Here is a 1,565-nt window from a genome sequence, read left to right as displayed (position 1 = left end):
CCCATGCGCCGTCCCCCACCCGAACCACCCATGGAGCAACCCGTGGCCAGGCGTCCCCTTCCCAGCATCCTCAGCACCCGACCGGCGCTCGTCCGAGGCCGTGACCTGGCGCGCACCGCGGCCGACGGCGCCGGCGACGTGCTGCACCCCGTCATCACCATCGCCCGAGGCATGCGCAGGCAGGTGTCCTGGGCCGGCGGGTGGTGGGGCCGCACCCCGAAGGACCGGCGCGGACCGGCACTGCTGCTGGCCGTCGCGGCCGTCGTGATCGTGGCGATGATGCCGTACGGGCCGATCCTCGGTGTCGCCGCGCTGGTCGCGTCGGCCGCGTGGATGGGCCGGGACCGCGCCGGCTCCGCGCCCGCCGGGCCGAGCGAGGCCGAGGGCGTACGGCTCCAGTCGCTGTACGAGGCGCTGGTCCCGTACCTGTCCGACGCGGGCGACCCGGCGCCGCTGTACGCGCACGACGGCGACTGGGACCGGGCGTTCAGCTCGTACGAGTTCCAGGACGGCCGGCTGGCGCGGCTGCATCTGCGCTACCCGGCGTACTTCACCGACGGCGAGGCGGACTCCCGCACCCGGGTGGAGCAACTGCTGCACGCCAAGGCCGGGCGCGGCCGCGAGTACCGCTTCGACTGGAACGAGGAGGAGAACCACCTCACCCTCACCGCCCTGCCACCGCTGCCGACCGACATCGTCGCGCAGCGGTTCGTCACTTCTCCGGGCGAGACGGTGCTCGGCTTCACCGACACCGGCACGGTGCAGCGGACGGTGCCGGTCGCGGTGCCGGCCGGCGAGGAGAACGGCGCGGGCGGCGACGACCAGACGGTCACCCGGGACGCGCCGCCGGTGATGTGGCGAACCGGCGCCCGCTCCACCGAGCCGCACCTGCTGGCGCTCGGCCAGCCCGGCACCGGTACGACGAGCCTGCTGCGGTCGATCGTGCTCCAGGCACTGGTACACGGCGACGTGGTGGTCGTGGACGGCAGCGGCACCGGGGAGTACGCGTGCCTGGCCGGTCGGCCGGGCGTGCTCGCCGTCGAGGACGGCCTGCTCGGGGCGTCGGCCACGCTGGAATGGGCCGCACACGAGACCGAGCGGCGGCTGATCGCGGTGAACCGGGCCCGGCAGGCCGGCAATCCGGTTGCCGAGGACGTACGGCGGCCGCTGTGGATCGTCGTCGACCGGCCGACCGCGCTCACGCAGCTCGCGCTCGCCGAAGGGCGCCCTGACCCCCAGACGCTGCTGGACGTCCCGCTGCGGCACGGACGCACCGCGAACGTCGCGGTCGCGGTGGCCGATCAGCTCGACGCGACCGAGGCGCTGGCTCCCGTGGTGATCTCGCAGACCCGCGCCAGAGTAGTGCTCGGGCCACTCGCACCCGAGCACGTGCAGGCCGTCCTCGGGGCGCCGCAACGCACCACCCCCGCAGGCGAAGTACCGCCCGGGCGCGGCTACGCCCGGCTCGGCACCGGCCCCGTGCTACGGCTCCAAGTACCCGCCACACCCGACCCCTTCGACGACGAGGCGCCCGCAGCGCAACGTTCCGCAGTGCTCGCGCTCCT

The 1,565-nt window shown here is 74.8% G+C and carries 1 protein-coding gene; it reads left to right on the top strand.

Annotated features, from left to right (window positions below; translation table 11 throughout):
- Positions 1-42: 42 nt before the first annotated feature.
- Positions 43-1,565: hypothetical protein (locus AC13HU_RS36875; protein ID WP_483046361.1), on the top strand; the 1,523-nt coding region annotated here is incomplete at its 3' end.

This window comes from Streptomyces sp. NH27 (genome assembly GCF_056859195.1).
The sequence above is the reverse complement of the archived record's forward strand: the minus strand, read 5'-3'. Positions and strand labels throughout refer to the sequence as shown.